Here is a 20,020-nt window from a genome sequence, read left to right as displayed (position 1 = left end):
GCATGACGCGCGTGATGACCGTGGTGGGCACCCGCCCCGAGATCATCCGGTTGTCCCGGGTGCTCGACCGACTGGACCGGACCGTGGAGCACGTGCTCGTGCACACCGGCCAGAACTGGGACCTGACGCTGTCGGAGATCTTCTTCACCGAGCTGCGGCTGCGCCAGCCCGACCGCTACCTCGGGGTGGACACGTCCTCGCTGGGCCGCGTGCTCGGTGGGGTGCTGACCGGCACCGAGGAGGTCATCCGCGAGGTCCGACCGGACGCGCTGCTGGTGCTGGGCGACACCAACAGCTGCATCGCCGCGCTGATGGCCCGGCGGATGGGCGTCCCGGTCTACCACATGGAGGCGGGCAACCGCTGCTTCGACCTCAACGTCCCCGAGGAGACCAACCGGCGGGTGGTGGACCACGTCGCGGACTTCAACCTGGTCTACACCGAGCACGCCCGGCGCAACCTGCTCGCCGAAGGGCTGCACCCGCGGCGGATCCTGCACACCGGGTCGCCGATGCGGGAGGTGCTGGAGCACTACCGCCCGGACATCGAGCGGTCCGCCGTCCTCGGTCGGATGGAGCTGACCGCCGGCGGATACTTCCTCGTCAGCGCGCACCGGGAGGAGAACGTCGACCGCCCGGAGCGGCTCGCCCGGCTGCTGGACTGCCTGCGCGCGGTCCGGGACCGGTGGCGGCTGCCGGTGCTGGTCTCGACCCATCCCCGCACCCGCAAGCGGCTGGAGTCGCTGTCACCGGCCCCGAGCACCCTGGAGGGGATCGCCTTCCACGAGCCGTTCGGCCTGTTCGACTACGTCCGGCTGCAACGCGAGGCCCGCTGCACGCTGTCCGACAGCGGCACGATCAGCGAGGAGTCCGCGATCCTCGGCTTTCCGGCCGTGACGTTGCGCGAGTCGATCGAACGACCGGAGGCGCTCGACGCCGGTGGCATCGTGATGACGGGCCTGGACGCCCCGTCGGTGGTCGAGGCGGTGGAGGTGGTCACCGCCCAGGTGACCGCGGCGGGGGTGCCCTGCCCGGTCGACTACCAGGTGCGGGACACCTCACGGCGGGTCGTGGACTTCATCCTCTCGACGGTGCGACGCCACCACGACTGGGCCGGCATCCGACGCTGAGCCCGCCGCGTATCTGGGGACTTGTCCGGATCGTTGGTCTTCTGTCGGTCGCGTCGACGACGGCCGAGTTCCGATCAACCCGAGAGAGAGTTCCGTCCAAGATGAACCGACCGATGAGAAGCCGTCTGCGGGGCGTCGTCAACACCCGGCTCGATCCGCGGCTGGGAAGCGTTCTGGCCAGCGCGTACGTGACGGTCCGGGACCGTTCGCTGTGCCTGGTCCGCCACGAGGGCGACCACTGGGTCCATCGGTACCGTGACGGGCTGGTCGTCAACCGGACGATCGGCGGTCCCTCCGCCGGGGCCCAGGACGACGCCGCCGAGGAGATCTTCCTGCACGGCTACCGGCCCCGACCGGGCGACACGGTGGTCGACATCGGCGCCGGCATCGGCGGCGAGGCCCGGGTCTTCTCCCGGCTGGTCGGTCCCGAGGGCCGGGTCGTCTGCGTCGAGGCCCACCCCGGCACGTTCGCCTGCCTGCGCCGCATGGTGGAGCTGAACGGCCTGCGCAACGTCACTCCGGTGGAGTGCGCGGTGGTGGGCACCCCGGGGACCGTCCACCTCGAGGACGACACGCAGCTGCACCTGGCCAACAGCCTGACCAGCGCCGAGTCCGGCGGTGTCGCGGTGCGGGGACGCACCCTCCTCGACGTGCTCGGCTCGCTCGGCGTCGACCGGGTCGACCTGTTGAAGATGAACATCGAGGGTGCCGAGGCGGAGGTGCTCACCGCGTTCCGCCCGCATCTGTCGATGGTCGACAACCTCGTCGTCTCCTGTCACGACTTCCTGGCCACCGGGCCGGACCAGTCCTGGCAGCGGACGTTCGACACCGTCACCACGTTGCTGCGCGACGCCGGTTACCAGCTCCGTACCCGGCAGGACGATCCGAGGCCGTGGGTGCGGTACTACGTCTACGCCTCCCGGCCGGGCGGCTCGGCCGCCGGCACGGGGTCGGGCATGGTCAGCGCCTCCGTCTGAGGGCACGGTCAGGGGTGGGTGGCGCGCGCGGCGCCACCCACCCGCTCCGGGCGGTGACGACCGGTCCCGCCCCCCGCCTCCGTCGCCGCCCGACGGCTGGCCAGCCGTCGGCGGAACAGCGACCACGAGGTCGCGGAGAGGACCGCGTACAGCAGCACGCTGGCCCCCGCCGCCCCCGCCGCGCCCCACTGCGGAATGGCCACGACGTAGAGGACGACGGCCAGGGCGCTGCCCCCGGCGCCGAGCAGGCCGGCGTGGTTCATCCAGCCGCCGCCGAGCAGGCCCCGGTTGGCCACCTCGAACGGGGCCAGGCAGACCTCCGCGATGATCAGGATCAGCAGCAGCTCACGTGCGTCGGCGAACTCCGCCCCGAAGACCGGCACGACCAGCAGCCAGCCGGCCGCCGCCAACAGGCCGCCGCTGACGACCGAACAGAGGAGCGCCAGCCGGCGCACCCGGCCGGCCTGGTGCAGGCCGTCGCCGAGGGCCACCTCCCGGTAGACGATCTGCCCGAGCGAGGCGGGGATGAGCCGTGGCGTCTCGCTGAGGGTGACCGCGACCGAGTAGACGCCGACCGTCTGCACGCCGGCGAACGCGCCCAGGATGTACCGGTCGGTGCGCAGGGCGAGCGTCAGACCCAGGGTCAGGGCGAGCGCGCGGACACCGGAGCGGACGAGCGTGGCCAGCTCGGCCCGGCCGGGCCGGAGCCACGGCAGCAGGCCGGCCCGCCGGAGCCACACCGTCTGCGCGAGGGCGACCAGCGACATGCCGGCCCCCTGCGCGAGCAGCAGCACCCAGGCCCGGCGGTCCACCGCGGCGGCGGCCAGCATGGTGGCCAGTCCGCCGGTCGCCATCCCCGCCGCCCAACCACTGCCGGCGTGGAACTCCCCGACGGCGTACCACACGTCCGGGAACTGGGTCATCGCCGTGTAGGCGACGGTCACCACGACGAGGGCGACGAGGAACGAGGGTGCGGCCAGGTTCCGGTCGATGAGGAGCGCGCACGCCAGTGACGCCAGGACCGCGATCAGCGCGGACAGCGCGGTGGCCGCCAGCGAGCACCAGCTGTACGAGGACAGGAGCCGCCGCCGGGGCCATCCCGTGGGCGTGGCCGGCAGCCGGGCCCGCAGCGCGGAGCCGGTGCCCAGGCCGCCGAGCAACCCGGCCAGGCTGGCGGTCGTGGTGCCGAGCACCATCAGGCCCCGGTCGTGGGGCCCGAGCAGCCGGCTCGCCAACACGCCGGTGAGCGCGAAGCTGGCGGTTCTGACCAGGCTGGAACCGGTGAGGCTCACGACGGTCGCCCGGTACCCGCTGCCGTGGCCCCGACGCAGGACGGCACGCAGTCGCGCCATCGGGCGGTCCGGAGTTGCGGCCGTCCCCTCCGCGGGCGTGTCGGGCCGGGTGCGCAGCGTCATCGGGTGAGTGTCCCGGCCGACGTCCGGCCGCGGGTCGCGTCCTGGACGGTGTGGTAGAAGGCGTGGCGGCGGGCGGTGAGTGCGGCGGCGGAGTAGTCGTGGGCGCGCGCCAGGTTGGTGACGGCCGCGGTGGCGAGGCGGTGGCGGTCGGTGAGAAGCGTGGCGATGGCGTGGGCGAGCGCGTCGGGGTCGTCCGGCGGGACGAGATGCCCGGGGGGCAGGAGTTCGGGAATGCCGCCGACGGTGGTGCCGACGGCGGGCAGGCCGCAGGCCATGGCTTCGATGAGGGCCTTGGGGAGACCTTCGGTGCGGGAGGGCATGACGAACAGGTCCGCGGCGTGCAGGCGACGGCGGATGGCCTCGCCGGCGGGCAGGACGCCGGCGAACGTGACCTGCTCGGCGATGCCGAGCCGCTCGGCGAGGTGCCGCAGGTGGGGGCGTTGGCGGCCGTCGCCGATGTGGGTCAGGTGCAGGCGTCGGTCGGGGAGCCCGTGGTCGGCCCGGGCGATGGCGTGCAACAGGGTGTCGATGCCCTTGTAGCGCTGCTCCAGGGATCCGAGGGAGACCAGTCGGTGCGGGGCGGCGCGCGGTGGGGCCGGGTGTGGTCGGTACGCCTCCGGCGGCAGGTCCACGTTGGAGAAGTGGAACGTGGGCGTCGCGGCCGGTGCCGGGTAGCGCTGCTGCAACGCGTGCTCGGTGACGTAGGCGACGGCCGCGGCGCCCTGGCAGCGGCGCCGGAGCGTCGCGGTGGCCCACCGGCGCAGCGCCGGTCGCAGCGGATGCTGCACCGCCCCGGGGGCGAAGATGTCGTACGGGTCGGCGCACACCTGGACGCCGTACGGATGCCCGTTCCGTACGCGGGTGGCGGCCAGGAGGTAACCGACCGGCGTGGGCGCCTGGAGGATCACCGCGTCCCGGGGGCCCGCCGCGTTCTCCACCGCTCGACCGATGCCGGCCCGCTGCCGCAGGTACTGCGCCGGCCCCAGGTAGTGCGGCACCGGCCACACCCGCACCCCGGGCCCGTCGACCCGGTGGGCGCCCGCCGGCACGGCCGGGACGTCCCGGACCCGGGCCAGCACCCGAACGTCGTCGAACACCCCCAGATAGCGCGTGAAGTAGTGATGAGCGGGATCGGTCACCGTCCACATCGCGCCGTCCGGGGTCCGGTCGTAGCGACTTTCCACCGCCACCACCACGCGCATCGTCGTCTCCGTTCGGTCGGACCAGACCCATCATCGCGCACCATTTCCGGACGCGATCCGGAATCGTCATTGTCATCACGGCCGGCCGCCGCCACGCGCATTTACTGCCGGAATTGATTTCATCTCTTCGGATGCTCGCCGACGTGGCGTGAACCGGCCCGGACAAGCGTTGTACCAGAATTGCGCCGGCCGCGCCCGCACCGCCGCGCACCCGCGCCGCAGGGCCGGGGGACGACCCCGATCCGTGACCTGTCCGAGGGCGGCTCGTTGTCCCTGCTGGCACGCCGGTCCCGGGCCCGGGTCGCGGACCCGGTCGCGGCCGTGAAGAGGGATCTTCTCCATCACCACACACCGACAGGGACACCCACCCGATGACCGCTCGTACGGCCAGCCTGCGCGCGCCGACCCGACCGGACCGGCGACGGTCGCCCCTGGTGGCGAACGTCATCGGCACGCTCGACCGCGGTGGGGCGGAAACGGCCTGTCTGGACCTGTGCCGCGCGGTGCCGCCGAGCGAGGTGCGCCACGTCTTCGTGACGGTCGGCGGCCGGGAAGGGAGCCTCGCCTCCCGGTTCCGCGCGGCCGGGGCGGAGGTGGTGCAGTGCCCGCTGCACCCGGTCCGGACGTTCGCGCCGCGGCTGTGGCGCACCCTGCGTGCGCTCGACCCGGACGTGGTGGTCTCGCACGTCGAGCTGATCAGCGGGCTGGTGCTCCTGGTGGCCCGCACACTGGGTGTGCGGCGCCGGGTGGTCCGGCTCACCAGCGAGGCGGACAACCGGCCGGATTCGTGGCGGCACCGGCTGTTACGCCGCACCCTCCGTCGCCTGATCAGGTCGGTGGCGACGGAGGTGGTCGGCGTCAGTGCGGCGGCGCTGCGGTTCGCCGACCCGCCCGGCCACGATCCGCGCTACCGGGTGCTGCCGCACGCCGTCGACGTGGCCCGGGTCGCCGGCTGGGACCGCGTGTCGGCCCGCCGCCACTGGGGCCTTCCCGACGACGTTCCGGTGCTCGGGTATCTCGGTCGTGCCGCTCCGGAGAAGAACCGTCCGTTCCTGGTCGACGTCCACCGGGAGGTCCGTCGGATGCGACCGGACGCCCGGCTGCTCGTGGCCGGACCCGGTGGGGTCGCCGACATCACCGCGGTGCATCCCGGCGTGGCGGGCGACCCGACGATCGTCTTCGCCGGTGAACTGGACGAGGTCGGTTCGATCCTGGCCGCCGCGGACGTGCTGCTGCTGCCGTCGCTGCGGGAAGGCCTGCCGGGAGCGCTGCTGGAGGCCCTGGCCGCCGGGGTGCCGGTGCTCGGCAGCGACCTGCCGAGCCTGCGCGAGGCGGCCGACCGGCTCCTCGGCGTGGAGACGGTGCCGCTGGCCGCCGGCACCCGTCGGTGGGCCGAACGCGCGTTGGACGCGGCGGCCTCGGACGCGGCCACCCGGGCGCGGATGGGGCGGGTGCTGCGCGATTCTCCGTTCCTGTTGGAAACGGCGATACCGCAATGGCGGGCACTGTGGGGCATCTAAAGTGAACTGATCGTCCAGGCGGGCCAGCACCTGAATTCGACGTCATGCCGTCCGCTCGACACCAGACAGCCGTTTCGCGGACGACGGGTGACGCCGGCACCGCCGATAATTCAGGGGATTCTTTCATGTCTGTCGCCGGTGAGAGTGCGGTCCTCGCGGGCCGTCGGGAAACCGCGCGGAGCGTTCGTACGGACCCCGTGCAGGACGACGCGGTGAGTTGGGCCCTGTCATTCTCGGTGGTGCTCGTGACCACCATCTGCCTCGTGCTGCTCGACCCGCGGCTGATGCACTGGTTCGTCATTCCCGCCGCCATGTGCGGAGCGATCCTCGGGATCGACGTCGTGGACTGGCTGCGTCGGCGGCTGGACCTCTTCGACCCGCAGGCGTTGATCGGCCTGATCGGCGTCCACCTGTTCTACCTCGCCCCCCTGCTGCACGTGATGTTCGACTGGTGGCCCAAGCGCGTCATCGCGCCGGACGACTGGCGACACGCCTTCGGCCTTATGGCGACACTCAACCTGGTCGGCCTCGTCGCGTACCGCTGGTTGACGAGCAGCCGGCGGGCCCGCCGCCGGGTGGCGCGCGGCCCGGCCGGCGAGCTCTGGCGGGTCCGTTTCGACGAACGGCGCTTCTACCGGTTCGGTGTGCTCATGGCCCTGGTGGGGGTGGGCGCGTTCATCGCCGAGCTGGCCAAGTTCGGGGGCCTGTCCGGCTTCGTCGACACCATGACGGTCAATCGCGACCTGCTGCTCGGGCACAACGGACTGTTGACCGTCGGCGAGTCGTTCCCCTCTATGATCTTCACGCTGGTGGTGGTCCGGTGGAGGCGGGAACTCGTCGGCCGACCCGGCCTGATCGTGGCGCTGCTGCTCGCGCTGGCGCTCGTCCAGTTCTTCGTGGGCGGGCTGCGGGGCAGTCGGAGCAACACGCTGTGGCCGGTGGTGATGGGCCTGATGCTTGTGCACTTCCTCGTCCAGCGGATCTCCCGACGCGTCATGGCCTGCGCGGCGGTGGTCTTCGTGATCTTCATGTTCGTCTACGGGATGTACAAGAACGCCGGCCCGCAGGTGCTCGACATCTTCAAGGGCAAGAAGTCCGTCGCGGAGATGTCCCAGGAGACCGGGCGCGACGCGCCGGCGATGTTGCTCGGCGACTTCGGTCGGGCGGACGTGCAGGCCATCCTGCTGGAACGCCGGCTGGAGGGGGTGGGCGAGCTGGCGTGGGGCGGGACGTACGCGGCCGGTCTGCTGTTGCCGGTGCCCGACTGGATCGTGCCGGACCGGCCGTTGCCGAAGATGTACTACGGGACCGAGCTGCTCCAGGGCCAGGGGGTGTACTCGTTCGAGGACCGGCAGTGGGCGTCCAACGTCTACGGCCTGCCCGGTGAGGCCATTCTGAACTTCGGTCCGCCCGCGGTGCCGCTGGTGTTCATCCCGTTCGCGTTCGCCGTGCGGGGGGTCCGCCGGCTGCACCTGCGCGGGCTGCGGGGTGATCGTCTGCCGGCGGCGCTGCTGGCGCCACCGTTGGGCATCGCCACCATGCTCTGGCTGAGCAGCGACTGTGACAACATCACCTATCTCCTGCTGCAACGCCTGGGGCCGATCGGGCTCGTGCTGTTGCTGTCCATGTCGGTGCGCAGGAGCGACACCGTGCCGGAACCGGGCCCGCCGCACGCCGCCGTCCCGCGTCGGCTGGCCGTGTGAGCCGGGCCGGCCGCGCACCGCACCCCCGGGTGACTCGTTGACCTCGTGGGAGCGGCGCGCCGGATGCCGTTGTGAGGCGGGGGAACGGAGATCAGCGTGAAGGTCGTGGTGACCGGGGGAGCCGGGTTCATCGGTTCCAATCTGGTACGGGCGTTGGCGGCACATCCCCGGACCGGCGAGATCGTCGCGGTGGACGACCTCTCCACCGGGTACGTGGAAAATCTGCTCGACCAACCGGTCCGACTGGTGCGGGGGAGCGTCCTCGACGCGGACGTGCTGGACGAGGCCGTCGCCGGCGCCGCCAGCGTGGTGCATCTCGGCGCGCTCGGGTCCGTGCCGCGTTCGATCGACCGGCCGATGGGCAGCCACCACGCGAACGCCACCGGCACGCTGATGGTCCTGGAGGCCGTCCGGCGGCATCGGGTCCCGCACGTGGTCGTGGCCTCGTCGTCGTCGGTCTACGGAGCGAACCCGGTGCTGCCGCGCCGAGAGGAGCTGCGACCCATGCCGGTGAGCCCGTACGCGGTGTCGAAGCTGGCCACCGAGGCGTACGCACTCGCGTACGCGGCCTGCTACGACGTCGCGGTCCTGGCGTTCCGCTTCTTCAACGTCTTCGGCCCCCGTCAGGCGGCGAACCACGCCTACGCGGCGGTGGTGCCCAGGTTCGTCTCGGCGGCCCTGAGCGGGGAGCCGCTGCGGGTGCACGGCGACGGCGGACAGACCCGCGACTTCACCTACGTGGGGAGCGTGACGGCGGTGATCGTGGACGCGGTGATGCGTCGGGTGTCGTCACCGGACGTCGTCAACCTGGCCTTCGGGGCGCGCGTCTCGCTGCTGGAGCTGATCGCCGAGTTGGAGTCCGTGGTGGGCCGTGGGCTGTCCGTCGTCCACGAGCCGCCGCGCGCCGGGGACGTCCGCGACTCGCAGGCCGACGCGTCCCGGCTGCGCGAGCTGTTCCCGACCGTCGGCCGGCATCCGCTTCGAGCCGGGCTGGAGTCCACCGTGGACTGGATGTCGGACCGGGTCTCCGTCCGGTGTTGACGACCTGTGCGGGTCGGCTGATTCCCGGCTGGGGCGCCCGGTCGGCGTGACGCGTGGTCCGGTGAGTCGTTGACTAGTGAGAATTCGACGGAGAAGTCCGGAATGACGCAGACGGCAGTCAACCGACGAGGCCCTCACCTGTCGTACGTCACCGGTGAGGAGCGGGGGAAACGATGACTCTTGTACCTGTCGGGCGGCGGGTGCTCATCACGGGCGGCACCGGCTCCTTCGGCCAGAAGATGCTCCATCGGCTCCTGGAGCTCGACGTCGGCGAGGTCCGGGTGTTCAGCCGGGACGAGGCCAAACAGGACGCCATGCGCAGTTGCATCGGTGACCCGCGGGTCCGCTACCACGTGGGCGACGTCCGCGACTACGACGCGGTGCTGGAGGCCAGTCGCGACGTCGACTTCGTCTTCCACGCGGCGGCGCTCAAGCAGGTGCCGTCGTGCGAGTTCTTCCCGCTGGAGGCGATCCGCACCAACGTGCTCGGCAGCCACAACGTGGTGGCTGCCGCCGACCGCAACGGCGTCGGATCGGTCGTGCTGCTCAGCACCGACAAGGCGGTCTACCCCGTCAACGCCATGGGCATGAGCAAGGCGCTGATGGAAAAGGTGGCGCAGGCCCACGCTCGCAACAACCCCCGGAGCCGGACCACCGTCTCGTGTGTGCGCTACGGCAACGTCATGTACTCACGGGGCTCGGTCATCCCGCTGTTCGTCAGTCAACTCAAGGCCGGGCGCGCGCCGACGGTGACCGATCCGACCATGACCCGGTTCCTCATGTCGCTCGACGACTCCGTCTCGCTGGTCGAGCACGCCTTCACCCACGCCCGGCCCGGCGACATCTTCATCCGCAAAGGCGTGGCCTGCACCGTGGGGGACCTCGCCGCCGCCCTGTGTCAACTCTTCGACGCGCCGCCGAAGCTGGATCTGATCGGCGTGCGGCACGGTGAGAAGCTCAGCGAGACGCTGGCCACCCGGGAGGAACTCGCGAAGGCCGACGACTTCGGCGACTTCTTCCGGGTGCCGGTGGACGTCCGGGATCTCAACTACTCCCTCTACGTCTCGCAGGGCGAACCCGGGCTCGCCGGCATGCAGGACTTCAACTCGACCAACGCGCCCCGGCTGGGGGTCCCGGAGATCGTCACGCTGTTGACCACGCTGCCCGAGATCCGCGCCGAGCTGGCCGCCCGTGACCTGTTGAGCGTGCCGTGAGGCTGGCGATCACCGGTGCCGACGGCTTTCTGGGGTGGCACGTCCGCGTCCTCGCCCGGGCGCTGGGCTGGCCGCGTCCGGCGACGGTGACCCGTGCCGACCTGGTCGACCCGGCGGCCGTCGCGGCGGCCGTCAAGGGCGCCGACGTGGTGCTGCACCTCGCCGGCGTCAACCGGGGGGACGCCGACGACGTCGTGGCCGGCAACGTCGAGCCGGCCCGGTCGCTGGCGGAGGGCCTCCGCCGGTGCGGCGAACCCCCGCGCCGGGTGGTGTACGCGAACTCGGTGCAGGCGGGAAACGGCACCGTCTACGGGTCCGCCAAGGCCGCCGCGGCGGAGTTGCTCGCGACAGCGGCCGGCGGCGACCACGAGTTCGTGGACGTGCGCCTGCCGAACCTCTACGGCGAGCACGGGCGGCCGTTCTACAACTCGGTCGTCGCGACGTTCTGCCGACTGCTCGCCGACGGTGCCGAACCGGAGGTGCGGGAGGACCGGGAACTCGACCTCGTGCACGTGCTGGACGCCGCGGCCCACCTCACCGGCACCACTCTTCAGGGTCCCTGGGACCCGGCCATGCCCGCGCTGCGTACCCGGGTCGCGCTGCTCCGCGACCGCCTGGCGATGTTCGCCGGCGTCTACGCGGGCGGCGAGATCCCGCCGTTGCGGGACCGCCATGACGTCCGGTTGTTCAACACCTACCGGTCGCACCGGTTTCCGGAACGGGGGCCGGTGCCCCTGCCGCGTCACCGGGACGCCCGGGGCGACCTGGTGGAGGCCGTCAAGGCACACGGTGGAGGCGGGCAGACGTTCAGTTCGACGAGCCGACCCGGCGTGATCCGGGGGCAGCACTTCCATCTCGCCAAGGTGGAACGGTTCGTGGTGCTGCGGGGGCGGGCGCAGATCAACCTTCGCCGTGTGGACGGCACCGGGACGGTCCGGTTCGCCGTCGACGGGAGCGAACCGGCGTTCGTCGACATGCCCACCATGTGGGCGCACAACATCGTCAACGTGGGCAGCGAGGAGCTGGTGACGCTCTTCTGGACCAACGAGCTGTTCGATCCGGCGCGGCCGGACACGTGGGCCGAGGCGGTGGACCGGCCGGGCCGGGCGGCGGCAGGGGTGGCATGAGGATCGGTGTCGTCTCGCAGTGGTATCCACCAGAGCCGATCTTCATCGCCGGGGAGCTGGCGACGGAGCTGGCCGCGCGGGGGCACGAGGTCCGGGTGCTCACCGGCTTTCCGAACTACCCGTCCGGTCGGATCTACGAGGGCTTCCGACAGCGCTGGCGGGAGGAGAGCACCGAGGGGCGGCTCACCGTGCGACGGGTGCCGCTCTACCCGAGCCGGGACGCGTCGGTGCTGCGCCGCGTCGCCACGTTCGTGTCCTTCGGGTTGACCAGCGCCCTCGCCGCACGGAGATTCCTGCGCGACGTCGACGCCGTCTACGTCTACCACCCGCCGCCGACCGCGTTCGCCGGGCCGGCGCTGCTGCGCCTGCTGCGTCGTACGCCGGTCCTCCTGCACGTGCAGGACATGTGGCCGGAGTCGGTCACCGCGTCGGGGATGGCTCCCGGTGGCCTCGGCGGTCGGGTCGTGCACCGGGTGCTCAGCGGCGTCATGCGTCGGCTCTACCGTTCCGCCGCCGCCATCGTCGTCATCGCGCCGTCGATGGCCGACCTGGTGGTGGGACGGGGCGCCGACCCGGACCGGGTCCGGGTGGTGTGGAACTGGACCGACGAACGGCTGTTCCGGCCGGTCCCGGCCACCCCGGCGGGTCGCGCCGCCCTGGGACACCGGGGTCGGCCGATCGTGATGTACGCCGGGAACCTGGGCCCGTTCCAGCGTGTCGAGACCGCGGTCCGCGCCGCCGCGTCCGTCGATCCGCTGATCGACCTGGTCATCGTCGGCTCGGGGCCTGACGAGGAGCGGGCCAGGGCGCTGTGCCGCACCCTGGGCGCGACGAACGTCCGGTTCCTCGGCCGGCGCCCGCCGGCCGAGATGGCCGACCTCTACGCGGCGGCGGACTTCCAACTGGTCACGTTGCGGAGCCTGCCGGCGCTGCGGGGGACCGTGCCGTCCAAGTTGCAGGGCGCGATGGCGTGCGGCGTGCCGGTCATCGTCGCCGCCGACGGGGACGCGGCACGCCTGGTGGAGGCGGCGGGAGCGGGGTTGACCTGTCCGGCCGAGGACTGGCGGGCGCTGGCGGACCGGTTCCGGGACGCCGTCGACATCCCGCCGGCGGAGCGGGCCCGGATCGGCGCGCGTGCGCGCCAGGCGTACCTGGACCAGATGTCCCTGCGGGTCGGGGTGGACCGGATCGAGGACGTGTTCGCCGCGATCTGCCCGGGGCGTCCACCGGCACCGAGAAAAGGTATAAAGCACACCGCAGTCGGCTTACCCACCCATAATGGGATAGACCGTTGACCGTACTCTCCACGAGGACCCCGTCTGATGGATCTTCGTCTTGACCTTGCCCAGCCGCTGGTTCCCGCCGGCGGTCGCCATCGCGCCGTGGTGGCGCCGACCCGGCCCTACGACCATGTGAAGCGGCTGATCGACGTGGTCGGCGCCCTCGTGGTGCTCGTGCTCGCCATCCCCGTGATGATGTGCGTCGCGCTTGTGGTGCTGGTCACCATGGGCCGCCCGGTCCTGTTCCGGCACACCCGGCCCGGCCGGCACGGCCGGCTCTTCGACATGGTCAAGTTCCGCACCATGCACCCGGTGGATCCCGCACGCGGACGGGTCTCCGACTCCGATCGGCTCACGCCGGTCGGGCGGTGGCTGCGGTCCACCAGCCTGGACGAGCTGCCCGAGCTGTGGAACGTCGTCCGGGGCGAGATGAGCCTGGTCGGGCCGCGCCCCCACCTGGTCAGCTACCTCGACCGCTACACGCCGGAGCAGGCCCGCCGGCACGACGTCCGCCCCGGCATGACCGGGCTGGCCCAGGTGCGCGGGCGCAACCAGCTCGGCTGGGAGGAGAAGTTCCGGTACGACGTCGCGTACGTCGACAGCCGTTCCCTCCTGCTCGACCTGCGGATCCTGGCCGAGACGGTGCGGGTGGTGCTGCGCCGCGAGGGCATCGCCGCTCCCGGCACCGACACCTGGCACGAGTGGCAGGGCACCGTCGACCGGGAAACGGTGACGGCCGCGAGCGGTGGCGCGGAGCCGGCGGTCCGGTCCGCCCACCCCTGATTCGATCCGGAGCCGCGATGAGGATTCTGCTGTTCGGCGCCAGCGGGTTTCTGGGACGTCACATCCGTGCCCGACTGGCGGCGGAGGCGACCGTACGGGCCCCCGACCGCCAGGAGTTCGACCTGGTCGGCGCCGACGAGGCGGCCGTGACGGCGCTGCTGCGCCGGGAGCAACCCGACGCGGTGGTCAACGCGGCCGGCCGGATCGTCGGCTCCGACCAGGAGTTCCTCCTGGCGCACGCGGTGGTGACAGCCAAACTGGTGGCGGCGATGGAGGCGGCGACGCCGCAGGCCCGGCTGGTCCGCGTCGGCTCGGCCGCCGAGTACGGCCGGGTCGAACCCGGCCGCCCGGTACGCGAGGACGACCGGGCGGAGCCGGTCGGCGGGTACGGGTTGAGCCACCTGACGGCGACGCGGCTCGGCGCCTTCGCGGCGGCCGAGGGCCGGTTGGACACGGTGGTGCTACGGGTGTTCAACCCGCTCGGCCCGGGCATGCCGGCAGGCAACCTGATCGGCCGTGCCGCGGCTACGGTCCGCGCCGCGCTGGAGCGGGGGGACACGCAGGTGGCGCTGGGGCTGCACGACACCTATCGGGACTTCGTCGACGTGCGTGACGTGTCCGCCGCGGTGTGGGCCGCGCTGCGTGCGGAGCGGCTCGACGCCCGCGTGTGCAACGTCGGGAGCGGACGCAGCGTGCCGACGGCGCAGGTCGTCCGCCTGCTTGCCGACCTGGCCGGCTTCACCGGCGACCTGGTCCCCGGCCGGTTCGTCCCGGGTGCCGCCAGGTCGGCGGCGGTGCCGTGGATGTGCGCGGACCTCGCCCGGTCGGCGCGGGTGCTCGGCTGGTCACCGAGGTACGACCTCGCCGACTCGCTCGCCTCGGTGTGGGCCGACTGCCGCGCCGCCGGGCGGGCCGTCGGGTTCTCGGGCGCGAAGCCGTCGCCCGTGGTCACGGGTCCCTGACCGGGACGAGCGCCGGCCCCGGGCCGATCGTCCGACCGGCCCCGGGCCGGCGCGCGGACCTGCCGGCGCCGGCTCGGGGTAGGGTGCGGCGATCCGTCTTCCCGCTCGGCGACCAGGAGTTGGTCAGTGCTGCACCTGAGGGTGATCGCGCCCGGCGACCGGTCGTCGGCCGTCGTCGACCTGTTGGCCGCCGATCCCGGCGTGACGCATCTCGTGGTGATCCCCGGCGCCGCCCGCCAGCCGGCCGGTGACTACGTCACCTGCGACGTGGTCCGGGAGAGCGCCGACGGGGTGCTGCACAGGCTCCGGGACCTCGGTGTCGAGACGCACGGGGCGATCGCCGCCGAGGACGTGGAGCTGACGCTCTCCGCGGCGGCCGACCGGGCCGCCGACGAGGCTCCCGGGCACGGCGAGGACGCGGTGGTCTGGGACGAGATCGCGGCGAAGACCGGCGAGCAGACGGTGCTCACCGGCACCTTCCTCGCCCTGATCACCGTGGCTACCATGATCGCCGGCATCGGCGTGCTGCTCGACCAGCCCATCCTGATCGTCGGCGCGATGGTGGTCGGCCCCGAGTTCGGCCCGCTCGCCGCGCTCTGCGTGGCGCTGCTGCGACGCCAGCCCGGCGTCGTCGGCCGTTCGGTGCAGGCCCTGACCGTCGGCTTCCTCGTCGCCATGGTGGCCACCGTGTTGAGCACCTGGGCGCTCACCGCGGCCGGCCTGGTCAGCCGGGACATGCTGCTCGACGAGCGCCCGCTGACCGACTTCATCTGGCGGCCGGACGCGCTCTCCTGGGTGGTCGGGCTGCTCGCCGGCGTCGCCGGCATGCTGTCGCTGACCTCGAAGAAGTCCGGCTCGCTCGTCGGCGTGCTGATCTCGGTGACCACCGTCCCGGCCGCCGCGAACGTGGCGGTCGCGGCCGGTTACGGGGTGTGGCACGAGGCGGCCGGTTCCGCCCTCCAACTGGTGATCAACCTGGCGGCCATCGTGCTGGCCGGGCTGCTCACGCTGGTCGTGCAGTTGTGCTGGTGGCGGCGGGTGGCGCGGCGGGCCGGGCGGGGGGTGCCGCGGCAGCGGGCCGACCGGCCGGCGCCGGTCACCGCCAGTCGTCGCCCGCCGCGAGACGCCGGCTGAGCAGCGTCGCCAGCGGAACGGACTCGCCGTCCCGGCCACCCCGGCCGACCACCAGCGGGGGCGCGCTCGGCGGCGGCTCGGCCCCGAACAGCCGCGACCGCAGGCTCGGCGGCACGCTGAGCAGGTAGAAACGGCCTTCCGTGTCCACCGCCCGGCTGCGCGCCCGGTCCACGTACCAGCCGGTGATCCGGGTGCGGTAGCGACCGTGGCCGTCGTGGGCGGTCACGATCAACCGGTCGGTCGCCAGCCCGCGCCGCAGCGCCTCGGCCGCGAACGCGGCCACCAGCTTCGCGGCCTCCGCCTGCTCCGCGGCGCGTTCCCGGGCGTCCGCCGCCGCGTGGGCCGCCACGGCCCGGCGCTGCCGCTCCCGCCACTGCGCGTCGTCGTCCACACCCACGCCCGCGAGGGTACGCCCGCGCCGCGTGCCCGCGCGCACCACGACCGCCGGGGTGGGCGTGCCCGCCCGGGGTGGGCGGCGCCACCGCGCCTCGCGGCGCTGTCGAGCTGAGTCGTTCGTGCTCTCCGCCCGACAGCGCCGCGACCAGCGACGGTCAGGCCAGCCCGGCGCGGCGCAACGCCTCCGCCATGGCGTCGTTGACCGGCGCGGAGGCGCCCCCGCCGCGCCCCTGACGCGGCTGCGAGCCGCCCCGGTCCCCGCGCTGGCCACCGGCCTGCCCGCGGTCCTGACCGCCGCCCCGCCCGCCGCTGCCGTTGCCGCCGCGCTGGCCGCCGCCGCCCTGACCACCGCCCTGGCCGCCGCCGCTCTGGCCGCCGCCCTGGCCGCCGCCCTGGCCGCGGGCCTGACCGCCCGGACGACCGCCGCCGGCACCGCCCCGGCCGTCGCGATCCCGTCGCCCGTCCCCGCCGGCCGGGCGTTCGCGGCCGGCCGGCGCCTCGTCGTCCAGGCGCAGCGTCAGCGAGATCCGCTTGCGCGGCACGTCCACGTCGAGCACCCGCACCCGGACCACGTCGCCGGACTTCACCACGTCGCGTGGGTCCTTGACGAACGTGTGCGACATGGCGGAGACGTGCACCAGACCGTCCTGGTGCACGCCCACGTCGACGAACGCGCCGAACGCGGCCACGTTGGTGACCACACCCTCCAGCACCATGCCGGGCGTCAGGTCACCGATCTTCTCGACGCCCTCGACGAACGTCGCGGTGCGGAACTCCGGACGCGGGTCGCGGCCGGGCTTCTCCAGCTCGGCCAGGATGTCGGTGACGGTGGGCAGGCCGAACGTGTCGTCCACGAAGTCGGTCGCCCGCAGGCCGCGCAGGATCGCGGACCTGCCGATCAGCGCGCGCAGGTCCTGCCCGGTGGAGGCGAGGATGCGGCGCACCACCGGGTACGACTCGGGGTGCACGCTGGACGAGTCGAGTGGGTCGTCGCCGCCCGGGATGCGCAGGAAGCCGGCGCACTGCTCGAACGCCTTCGGGCCGAGCCGGGCCACCTTCTTCAGCTCGGTCCGGGTGCGGAACGGCCCGTTGGCGTCCCGATGCAGCACGATGTTCTCCGCCAGCCCGGCGCCGATCCCGGAGACCCGGGTGAGCAGCGGCGCGGAGGCGGTGTTGACGTCCACGCCGACCGCGTTGACGCAGTCCTCGACGACGGCGTCCAGGGAGCGGGACAGCTTCACCTCGGACAGGTCGTGCTGGTACTGCCCGACGCCGATCGAGCGGGGGTCGATCTTCACGAGTTCGGCGAGCGGGTCCTGGAGACGCCGGGCGATGGAGACCGCCCCGCGCAGCGACACGTCGAGCCCCGGCAGCTCCTGCGAGGCGTACGCGGAGGCGGAGTAGACCGACGCGCCCGCCTCGGAGACCACCACCTTGGTCAGTGTCAGCTCGGGGTGCTGCCTGATCAGGTCACCGGCCAGCTTGTCGGTCTCCCGGCTGGCGGTGCCGTTGCCGATCGCCACCAGTTCGACGCCGTGCGTCGCGGCCAGCGTGGCGAGCGTGTGCAGCGACGCGTCCCACTGCCGGCGCGGCTCGTGCGGGTAGATCGTGTCGGTGGCGACCACCTTGCCGGTCGCGTCGACCACCGCCACCTTGACGCCGGTGCGCAGGCCCGGGTCGAGACCCATGGTGGGCCGCGCGCCGGCGGGCGCGGCGAGCAGCAGGTCACGCAGGTTGGTGGCGAAGACCCGGACGGCCTCCTCCTCGGCCGCCTGCCAGAGCCGCGTCCGCAGGTCGGCGGCGAGGTGGATGAGGATCCGGGTACGCCAGGCCCAGCGCACCGTGTCGGCCAGCCACCGGTCGGCGGGCCGGCCCTGGTCGCTGACGCCGAACCGGCCCGCCACGGCGGCCTCGTAGCGGCTGGGCCCGGGGACCGCGTCGGCGTCGCCCTCGGCCTCCGGGGCCATGGTCAGCTCCAGCACGCCTTCCTTCTCGCCGCGGAGCATGGCGAGGATCCGGTGCGACGGCAGCTTCGGGTACGGCTCGGCGAAGTCGAAGTAGTCGGCGAACTTGGCGCCGGCGGTCTCCTGGCCCTCGCGTACCCGGGAGACCAGTCGGCCCCGCGACCACATCTGCTCGCGGAGCGTGCCGATCAGGTCGGCGTCCTCGGCGAAGCGCTCGATCAGGATGGCCCGCGCCCCGTCCAGCGCGGCGGCGGCGTCGGCCACGCCCCGCTCGGCGTCGACGAAGCCGGCCGCGGTGGCGCGCGGGTCCTGCGCCGGGTCGGCGAGGAGCGTGTCCGCGAGCGGCTCCAGCCCGGCCTCGCGGGCGATCTGGGCGCGGGTCCGCCGCTTCGGCTTGTACGGCAGGTAGATGTCCTCCAGCCGGGACTTCGAGTCCGCCGCCATGATCTGGGCTTCCAGCGCCTCGTCGAGCTTGCCCTGGCCGCGGATCGACTCCAGCACCGCGACGCGCCGCTCGTCCAGCTCCCGCAGGTAGCGCAGCCGCTCTTCGAGCGTGCGCAGCTGCGCGTCGTCGAGGGTGCCGGTGGCCTCCTTGCGGTAACGGGCGATGAACGGCACGGTGGCGCCGCCGTCGAGCAGCTCCACGGCCGCCCGCACCTGACGCTCGGCGACGCCGAGTTCCTCGGCGATCCGCTGGTGCACAGACTGGGTCACGATCTTGCTCCGCCTCTTCCCGATGAGTTCGTCGTGCATTCTGCCCGCAGGTGCCGACGGTCGCGCAGCCGCCCGGTGGCAAAACCGACGAATATCATGAAAGCGCCCTTGGGTTGTCAACGGTGCCTCTAGCCTCCAACCAGGAATTTCTACGCCTGTCTGGAGAACCGGGTGAGCACCGAAAAAGTGGTCGTCATCGGTCAGGGGTACGTCGGTCTTCCGCTGGCCGTGCGCGCCGTCGAAGCCGGCTTCGACGTGGTGGGCCTGGATGTGGACGCCGACCGGGTCAAGCGGCTCGCCTCGGGGGAGTCCTACGTGGAGGACATCCCGGCCGAGCGCCTCGGCCGGGCCCTCGGCAGCGGCCGTTACCGCCCGAGCACCGAGTACGCCGACGCCGAGGGCTTCGACGTCTGCGTGATCACGGTGCCGACCCCGCTCCGCGACGGCACCCCGGACCTGAGCTTCGTCGAACAGGCCGGCCACCACGTCGGCCCGTACGTGCGACCGGGCGCCACGGTGGTCCTGGAGTCGACGACGTACCCGGGCACGACCGAGGAGTTGCTGCGCCCGCTCCTGGAGACGGCCAGCGGATTGCAGGCTCCCGGGGACTTCCACCTCGGCTACAGCCCGGAACGCATCGACCCGGGTAACCCGACCTGGCGGCTGGAGAACACCCCCAAGGTGGTTTCCGGCGTGGACGCCGCCGCGCTGGAGCGGGTGGACGGCTTCTACCGCCGGATCGTGACCCGGACGGTGCCGGTGTCGTCCACCCGGGTCGCGGAGCTGACCAAGCTGATCGAGAACACGTTCCGCCAGGTGAACCTCGGGCTGATCAACGAGCTCACGATCCTCTCCCACCACCTCGGCATCGACGTCTGGCAGGCGATCGACGCCGCCGAGACGAAGCCGTTCGGATTCATGCCGTTCCGGCCCGGGCCCGGCGTCGGCGGCCACTGCCTCCCGATCGACCCCTGTTACCTGTCCTGGCAGGTCAAACGGCGACTGGGTCGTCAGTTCCGGTTCATCGAGCTGGCCAACGACGTCAACCACGAGATGCCCGAGCACGTCACCCAGCGGATCATGGCCGGCCTCAACCGGGCCGGCCGGGCGGTCAGCGGCGCCCGGCTGCTGATGCTCGGCCTGGCGTACAAGAAGAACACCGGCGACATGCGCGACTCGCCGGCGGTGGACGTCGCGCGGCGGCTGTGCGACCTCGGCGCGGACGTCCGGGCCGCCGAGCCGTACGCCGAGCCGCACCAGATCCCCGCCGACGTGCTGGTCGTGCCGCTGACCGAACACGAGGTCGACGCCGCCGACGCGGTGATCGTCGCGACCGACCACGACGTCTTCGACTACGAGATGGTGGCCGGCCGGGCCCGCTACGTCTTCGACGCGCGGAACCGGTGTTCGGGACCGACCGTGGAGCGGCTCTAGGAGCACCCCGCCCCGACCGCCGACGGC

16 protein-coding genes are annotated in these 20,020 nt (G+C 72.8%); 12 read left to right on the top strand and 4 right to left on the bottom strand.

Going from position 1 to position 20,020, the window contains the following annotated elements; genetic code table 11:
* Positions 1 to 2 precede the first annotated feature (2 nt).
* Both wecB and VKK44_RS18425 read left to right on the top strand, forming a co-directional pair.
* Positions 3 to 1,127, top strand: a complete 1,125-nt coding sequence (gene wecB, locus VKK44_RS18430) for a non-hydrolyzing UDP-N-acetylglucosamine 2-epimerase (protein ID WP_343442343.1) — start codon at positions 3 to 5, stop codon at positions 1,125 to 1,127.
* Positions 1,128 to 1,240: 113 nt separating this feature from the next.
* A complete protein-coding gene (locus VKK44_RS18425) occupies positions 1,241 to 2,104 on the top strand; it encodes an FkbM family methyltransferase (protein ID WP_343442342.1) in 864 nt (287 codons plus the stop codon).
* A gap of 8 nt (positions 2,105 to 2,112) precedes the next feature.
* Here VKK44_RS18425 and VKK44_RS18420 read toward each other — a convergent pair whose 3' ends face one another.
* Both VKK44_RS18420 and VKK44_RS18415 read right to left on the bottom strand, forming a co-directional pair.
* Positions 2,113 to 3,519, bottom strand: a complete 1,407-nt coding sequence (locus tag VKK44_RS18420) for a lipopolysaccharide biosynthesis protein (RefSeq protein WP_343442341.1) — start codon at positions 3,517 to 3,519, stop codon at positions 2,113 to 2,115.
* Positions 3,516 to 4,721 (bottom strand): glycosyltransferase, encoded by a 1,206-nt coding sequence (locus VKK44_RS18415; protein WP_343442340.1) that lies wholly within the window; start codon positions 4,719 to 4,721, stop codon positions 3,516 to 3,518. Before VKK44_RS18415 ends, VKK44_RS18420 begins: the two co-directional genes overlap by 4 nt.
* Positions 4,722 to 5,092: 371 nt before the next feature.
* Here VKK44_RS18415 and VKK44_RS18410 point away from each other — a divergent pair, with 371 nt between their 5' ends.
* The 9 genes from VKK44_RS18410 (at position 5,093) to VKK44_RS18370 (ending at position 15,485) form a co-directional block, all read left to right on the top strand.
* On the top strand, positions 5,093 to 6,241 hold the full coding sequence (locus VKK44_RS18410; RefSeq protein WP_343442339.1) for a glycosyltransferase: 1,149 nt from the start codon (positions 5,093 to 5,095) through the stop codon (positions 6,239 to 6,241).
* 212 nt (positions 6,242 to 6,453) lie between these two features.
* On the top strand, positions 6,454 to 7,944 hold the full coding sequence (locus VKK44_RS18405; RefSeq protein ID WP_343442338.1) for a hypothetical protein: 1,491 nt from the start codon (positions 6,454 to 6,456) through the stop codon (positions 7,942 to 7,944).
* Between the two features lie 96 nt (positions 7,945 to 8,040).
* Positions 8,041 to 8,985 (top strand): NAD-dependent epimerase/dehydratase family protein, encoded by a 945-nt coding sequence (locus VKK44_RS18400; protein ID WP_343442337.1) that lies wholly within the window; start codon positions 8,041 to 8,043, stop codon positions 8,983 to 8,985.
* 173 nt (positions 8,986 to 9,158) lie between these two features.
* The gene (locus tag VKK44_RS18395; protein ID WP_343442336.1) at positions 9,159 to 10,199 is read left to right on the top strand and encodes a polysaccharide biosynthesis protein; all 1,041 of its coding nucleotides are present in this window, start codon (positions 9,159 to 9,161) and stop codon (positions 10,197 to 10,199) included.
* A complete protein-coding gene (locus tag VKK44_RS18390; RefSeq protein WP_343442335.1) occupies positions 10,196 to 11,326 on the top strand; it encodes a polysaccharide biosynthesis C-terminal domain-containing protein in 1,131 nt (376 codons plus the stop codon). Before VKK44_RS18395 ends, VKK44_RS18390 begins: the two co-directional genes overlap by 4 nt.
* Positions 11,323 to 12,621: a glycosyltransferase family 4 protein gene (locus VKK44_RS18385; protein ID WP_343442334.1), complete on the top strand. Its 1,299-nt coding sequence runs from the start codon at positions 11,323 to 11,325 to the stop codon at positions 12,619 to 12,621. The genes VKK44_RS18390 and VKK44_RS18385 overlap by 4 nt, the downstream gene beginning before the upstream one ends.
* A gap of 27 nt (positions 12,622 to 12,648) precedes the next feature.
* On the top strand, positions 12,649 to 13,389 hold the full coding sequence (locus tag VKK44_RS18380; RefSeq protein ID WP_343442333.1) for a sugar transferase: 741 nt from the start codon (positions 12,649 to 12,651) through the stop codon (positions 13,387 to 13,389).
* Positions 13,390 to 13,406: 17 nt separating this feature from the next.
* Complete coding sequence (locus tag VKK44_RS18375; RefSeq protein WP_343442332.1) at positions 13,407 to 14,351, top strand: NAD-dependent epimerase/dehydratase family protein; 945 nt, start codon at positions 13,407 to 13,409, stop codon at positions 14,349 to 14,351.
* A 126-nt stretch (positions 14,352 to 14,477) separates the two neighbouring features.
* The gene (locus VKK44_RS18370) at positions 14,478 to 15,485 is read left to right on the top strand and encodes a DUF389 domain-containing protein (RefSeq protein ID WP_343442331.1); all 1,008 of its coding nucleotides are present in this window, start codon (positions 14,478 to 14,480) and stop codon (positions 15,483 to 15,485) included.
* Here VKK44_RS18370 and VKK44_RS18365 read toward each other — a convergent pair.
* On the bottom strand, positions 15,448 to 15,882 hold the full coding sequence (locus tag VKK44_RS18365) for a hypothetical protein (RefSeq protein ID WP_343442330.1): 435 nt from the start codon (positions 15,880 to 15,882) through the stop codon (positions 15,448 to 15,450). The two genes, VKK44_RS18370 and VKK44_RS18365, sit on opposite strands and share 38 nt — an antisense overlap.
* Positions 15,883 to 16,036: 154 nt before the next feature.
* The gene (locus tag VKK44_RS18360) at positions 16,037 to 18,559 is read right to left on the bottom strand and encodes a Tex family protein (RefSeq protein ID WP_343442329.1); all 2,523 of its coding nucleotides are present in this window, start codon (positions 18,557 to 18,559) and stop codon (positions 16,037 to 16,039) included.
* A gap of 171 nt (positions 18,560 to 18,730) precedes the next feature.
* Between VKK44_RS18360 and VKK44_RS18355 the strand changes: the two genes are divergently transcribed.
* Positions 18,731 to 19,993, top strand: a complete 1,263-nt coding sequence (locus VKK44_RS18355) for a nucleotide sugar dehydrogenase (protein ID WP_343442328.1) — start codon at positions 18,731 to 18,733, stop codon at positions 19,991 to 19,993.
* Positions 19,994 to 20,020: the final 27 nt, after the last annotated feature.

Origin of the sequence: Micromonospora sp. DSM 45708 (assembly GCF_039566955.1) — a bacterium.
Classification (GTDB): domain Bacteria; phylum Actinomycetota; class Actinomycetes; order Mycobacteriales; family Micromonosporaceae; genus Micromonospora.
Note: the sequence above shows the minus strand (reverse complement) of the source record. Positions and strands in the feature narration are given on the sequence as shown.